At 60.0% G+C, this 5611-nt stretch carries 5 protein-coding genes; 1 reads left to right on the forward strand and 4 read right to left on the reverse strand.

The features are described from left to right. A partial coding sequence (locus ABSG20_RS28170; RefSeq protein ID WP_423867747.1) for a potassium channel family protein occupies positions 1–356 on the reverse strand: 356 nt, incomplete at its 3' end. 115 nt (positions 357–471) lie between these two features. On the opposite strand from ABSG20_RS28170, the gene ABSG20_RS28175 reads away from it, so the two are divergent. Next, positions 472–1101 (forward strand): ParB-like protein, encoded by a 630-nt coding sequence (locus ABSG20_RS28175; RefSeq protein ID WP_423867748.1) that lies wholly within the window; start codon positions 472–474, stop codon positions 1099–1101. Positions 1102–1144: 43 nt separating this feature from the next. On the opposite strand, the gene ABSG20_RS28180 is transcribed toward ABSG20_RS28175, so the two are convergent. From ABSG20_RS28180 to ABSG20_RS28190, 3 genes are all read right to left on the reverse strand, one after another. After that, complete coding sequence (locus ABSG20_RS28180) at positions 1145–1723, reverse strand: peroxidase-related enzyme (RefSeq protein WP_423867749.1); 579 nt, start codon at positions 1721–1723, stop codon at positions 1145–1147. A 126-nt stretch (positions 1724–1849) separates the two neighbouring features. Then, complete coding sequence (locus ABSG20_RS28185) at positions 1850–3622, reverse strand: ATP-binding protein (protein ID WP_423867750.1); 1773 nt, start codon at positions 3620–3622, stop codon at positions 1850–1852. Between the two features lie 290 nt (positions 3623–3912). Next, positions 3913–4662, reverse strand: a complete 750-nt coding sequence (locus tag ABSG20_RS28190) for an outer membrane protein (RefSeq protein ID WP_423867751.1) — start codon at positions 4660–4662, stop codon at positions 3913–3915. Positions 4663–5611: the final 949 nt, after the last annotated feature.

Here is a 5611-nt window from a genome sequence, read left to right on the forward strand (position 1 = left end):
ATACCCGTGAACAGCTCCACCGCGGCGATAAAATGCCCATAATGGGTCTGCGGATGCATGTCGCCGTAACCGGCGGTCGAAAGCGTCTCGATGCTGAAGTAGAGATAGTCGATGTAAGCGCCACCAGGCACGTTCGCGATCGGCTGATCTCCGATCCAGTAGAATATTGCAAATACCGCGTTGAAGACGACAAACACCAGTGCGGCCCCGCCGATGAAGGCCGGCCAGGAGGCCGTCATGCAGCGATGACTGATGTCGGCCCAAAAACTGAGATTGAGTCCCTCCGCGATGATTTCGCGGCCGCCAAATTGGAGGACGTGCGCCTTCGGAGTCCTCTCGCGCGGGATTCTGCTCATCTTTTACAAATCCCTTCAGAGGCTTAGCAAAAACATTTAATGGTTTACGCCACCATGCCATAATCAGACCGATTTCAGATGAGTTTTTGGCTATCAGGCACGGGAGTTTCAAGTCATGCCGAATACGCGCGATCCGATTCTTCACCCGATCCCGATCCTCTCGCTGCGCCCGACCCAGATGACGGTCGGCATGCGGGAGGTCAAGGAAAAGCGAAAGCGCTGGCGCGAACACACCTCGAAGAAAGATCAGGCGGAACTTCTGGGCAAACATATGATTCCGGTGGTTCTGGGCCCGGACAAGCGGAACTACGTCATCGATCATCATCACCTGGCCCTGGCGCTCCACGACGAAGGCATAAAGAATATTCTCGTGACGGTTGTGGCCGACCTCACCATGGTCGATCCCGACGCATTCTGGGGGGTGCTCGACAATCACCGATGGGTCTATCCCTACGACGCCAAGGGCGAACGCCGACATTTCAGGGACATCCCAAAAACCGTGACCCAGCTCAAGGACGATCCGTTCCGCAGCCTGGCCGGTGAATTGCGACGCGTCGGCGGCTATGCGAAGGACACGACGCCGTTCAGCGAGTTCCAGTGGGCGGATTTCCTGCGCCGCAAAATGTCGCGCAAGAGTGTGGACGACAATTTCGCCAAGGCCATCGAGAAGGCGTTGGCACTGGCGAAAAGCAAGGACGCGGTCTACTTGCCGGGCTGGTGCGGAGCCGCGTCGGAAGATGAGTGAGCTCGATGCAGCGCCGGCGTGCCTCGGCGGCCGGCGCCGGCGTCTATTTCGGCAGCCGTCCCATCAGGTAGAATTCGTCGTTCGGACGCATCGCGGTGACGTTGGCCATCCGGTTCGACAGTGCAAAAAATGCCGAGATGGCGGCGATATCCCAAATGTCGTCGTCCGTGAACCCATGGCCGGCGACCTCGACGAAATCCGCTTCCGAGATCTTGTGCGCCCTGGTGCTGACCTTCATCGCGAAGTCGAGCATTGCCTTCTGACGCGGCGTGATATCCGCCTTGCGGTAGTTGACGGCAATCTGGTCCGATAACTGCGGGTTCTTCGCCCGAATTCTCAGGATCGCGCCGTGCGCGATGACACAATAGTGGCATTGATTGGCGCTACTGGTCGCCACCACGATCATCTCGCGCTCGGCTTTGGTCAGGCCGCCATCCTTGTCCATCAGGGCATCGTGATAGGCAAAGAACGCGCGAAACTCGTCAGGCCGGTAGGCCAGCGTCAGGAAAACGTTTGGAACAAAGCCGGACTTCTCCTGCACCGCGAGCAGGCGGGCCCGGATATCCCCGGGCAGCGTTTCGATCGAAGGCGTCGGGAAGCGCTGGGCAGTCGCTTGCATCATGAAGGTTGCTCCAGGTTCCGGGTCAACCGCAGGCTGCGGACGCGCAAGACCATAGTCGATGCCGGCAACCGTGCAAAGCCTCCGCGCTTCAGGCGGGCGGCCCGGCGACATCGCGGGTCCGAACCCTCAGCGCAGCGGCTTTTTCAAAAGCGAGAAGCGGTCGGGATCAAGCCCCATCGAGGGTTGCAGCATCGGTGCCTCAACCGTGCGCGCGACCGGCCGCTCAGTGATGATGGGATCGTTGGGAACGTCGCGATGCGAGGTGGCTCCGCGCCAGCGGTCGAGCACAGCGGTGACGAAATGCATGTCATGGCCGGAGGCAGTCGACGGCGCCGTAGAAATCGTGGCCTCACTGCGCGGCAGCTGATGCGCCGGCACTTCCTTGAAGCGAAGCCGCGTCGGCAGCGCCACGCCCTCGCCGAAGGCGAGCACTTCGCGGGTGCCGAGCGAAGGCACGAACGACAACAGGTTCGCCGCGGCGTCCGAGACCGCGGACCGCAACAGCGCCTGGTCGCGATCGTTGGCAAGGCGCATCGCAAACAGGGTATTGCATTGGGAAATGATGGTAGCGTCGAGTTCGGCGGGACGCTGCGTGACGAGGCCGAGATAGACGCCGTATTTGCGGCCTTCCTTGGCGATGCGCGAGACCGCCTTGCGGGTCGGGCCGAAACCGATATTGTGATCGGCGGCGGCGTAGCGGTGGGCCTCCTCGCAGATGAACAACAACGGCGAAACGCCGTCGCTCCACAGCCCGAAGTCGAATGCCATGCGGCACAAGACCGAGACCACGGAATCCACGACCTCGGCTGGGAATCCGGCAAGCTGCATGATCGTCATCGGCTTGCCGTTGGCTGGCAGCCGGAACAGATAGCTGATGACTTCCGCCATGGTGTCGCCGCCGACATTGGCGTTGTCGAACATGAAGGTGTAACGCGGATCGTTGCGCACGGTCTCGATGCGCGAAATCAGCTTGTGAAAGATGATGCGCGATGAGCGGTTCTCGAGCTTGCCCATGCGTTCGTCGATCAGCGAAATCAGGTCGACCAGGCGATAGGGAACCGGCGTATCGACGGTGTAGCCGTTGGCCCTGGGGTCGATGCGCTTCAACCCGACCCGATCGGTGTTCTGGTACTGCGTATAGATTCCCTTCGCCATCGGGATGGCTTCGGCGAGAATGTCGAGTTCCTCGGGGACCCCGGGCCGGCCGCCGAACAGCACGTCGACGATTTCCTCGAAATTGAACAGCCAGAACGGCAGCTTCAGATTGCGGGGATTGAGAACCAGCGCGCGATCGCCGAAACAGCGGCCATATTCATTGTGAACGTCGAGCAGGAAAATCCGCAAATGCGGCCGCGCCTTGAGGATCTCGTTCAGCAGCAGCGACACCCCGCTCGACTTGCCGACGCCGGTAGAGCCGAGCACCGCGAAGTGCTTGGAGAGCATCTCCTCGACGTCGATGTAGGCGATGACGGACTGATCCTGTTGCAGGGTCCCGACATTGATCTGATCCGATCCCGTCGGGGCATAGACCGTGCGAAGCTCCTGACTGGTGATCAGCTCGACGGCATCGCTGATCGTCGGATAGTTGGTGACGCCGCGCTGGAATTTGGGGCGCTCCTTGCTGCCGAGGATTTCGCCGAGCAGATCGACGGAGGCGGTGGCTATATACTTATCCGAGACCGGCAGATCCTCGCATGATACTTCGGTGATCATCGCGATGATAGTTGAATTTGCGCAGCGGATGCTGACGAACCGGCCGACGGTGGCCCTTGCTTCGGAGCGGCCCAGCTGGCTCTCCGCCAACAGTCCGACGCGGGCGAGGGACCCACGTACCGAAATCACACGTCCGAAGGATGTCACAGTGTTTAACCTGTCAGGGTACGAGTTGGGGTCGGCCATCACTATGCGGCCGGTGGCTGGACAAACCGTTAACCCGGGGCAGTGAACGGTACGTCAATTTTTTCGCAGCTCCTGGTTGAGTGCTTGACGGGGTGCGGCGGGCGGCCGCTTGTTGGCGGATTTTGCTGGGACTTCAACACGATCGGCTCGGGTCCATCGAGGCTGTTGCGGATTCCCGTTTAACACCTGGTTTACCAAACGCCGAGGCAGGTGCTCGCCCGCCGGACGGTGGGCAGCAGCAAAAAGCCCCGGCCGATGCCGGGGCTTTGCGTTGCTGGAGCGAGAGCAACTCAGTATTTTGCGACGACCGGGGCGTTGTCCCAGTGAAATTTGTAGTTGACGCCGACCAAGGCGGTTTGCACGACCTGCTTGACGCTCAGAACCTCGCCGGGCGGGAACAGGCCGGGAGCTGCGTTGAAGTGCTGCCCGGAGGTGTCCTCGATCCACATATAGTTGTATTCCGCGAACACCGACCAGTTCGGGGCAAACATCCATTCGCCGCCAACACCCACGGTCATACCGGGCAACCAGAAGCTGGAGGACTCGGAGAGAGCGCCGCTCGGCAGCAATACCTTGTTGCGATCCTGCATCCAGGCCATGCCGAGCTTGGCGTAACCGAGAAAGGACGGCGTCCACAGGTATCCGAACTTGCCCGTTGCAGACATCACGGACCAAAGATTGTTGGTTTCCGAGAATGCCGGGAAGTCCGTGAGGGCATGTTGGCCGTTGACCTGGCCGAAGTCGAACATGCCCTGGATGCCAACGACAAATTGACTGCCGACCATGAAGTCGCAGCCGCCCTGAACGCCGCCGAGAAAGCCGGTGTCATCTTCACGGCCGTAGTTCGCGGAAGAGAGGCCGATGGTGTCCTGCGAAACCCGCGTCGTATCCATCCGGCTCCAACCGCCGCCGACATTGCCGCCGAGGTAGCAGCCGGTCCAATTATACATCAGCGGTGCGACGGGGCGGGCCTTGACCGCCAAGTCGGCGGCCGATGCGTCACCCGCTGCGCCCAGACCCAGCAAAACTCCCGTAGCCAAAACCAAATTCCGATATCGGTGCATTTATTCCCCCGCGCGGCCGACGAGCCAATAACGATTCCTAAAGCCATTGTTAGTTTGAAGGGCAGAATTTCGAAATGAGGAAAGACATTATTCGGGCCATCAATTGCAACTTTCTTCGCGTGCGTTGCACAACTGCGGCATCGCAAGGCAACTAAAAAAGTATAGAAATAATATATTTTTGCTGATGGGCGGGGCGAGACACAAACAAAGCGCTCTCTCGGTTATTGCCGACCGGTTGCGACCTTCACCCTCTTGCGCCAAGCAGCCGCGGCTCGAACAGCGAAGTGAGAATTTCTGCACGGTTCGGGCGGCCAATTGCCGAAATTATGCAGCATCCTCTGGAAGCCGTGGGAGCGTTCCGGGCCATCGTTGAAGCGGGGCGGATTCCTCGTGCAGGAGCAACTCGGCAATGCGCTCGGCGCCGATATGGGTCGGGAGCACCACCTTGTCGGCGCCGGACTGCAGGAGCTCGCTCTAGGTGAGAGACAGCACGCCGCAGGCGACGATCGACAGGCCGGGGATTGATCGCTCTGGCGCTCAGTGCAATGAGAACGCTGACGGCATCGTCGGACAGCACTGGCGCCAATGCGCTTGCCCGCTTCACCCCGGCGGCAAAGCGGCCCGCTGCTGGAAACATCATCATCGGGAAATTATGCGCTCACCGCACGTTGCAAGCTGCCATCCGAGCCAATCAAAACCGGCCAGTCGATTGATTGCGCCGGGCTGCTTTTATTTCGACAGAAGCACGGCAGTATTCAGTCGCCGCCTTCAGCTTCTATCGCGGGTTCTCCAGGCGACAAAAATGGAAGCCGCGATCAATCCGACCACGATGAGCATCCAGTTTTGACCTTCGAAACCCAAGAACGAAAAATGCCTCACCAGAAACTGCACCGCCCCCACCCCTGTTTTTGGGGCAGAATAAGCC

It is taken from the genome of Bradyrhizobium sp. (assembly GCF_049512235.1).
Classification (GTDB): Bacteria; Pseudomonadota; Alphaproteobacteria; order Rhizobiales; family Xanthobacteraceae; genus Bradyrhizobium.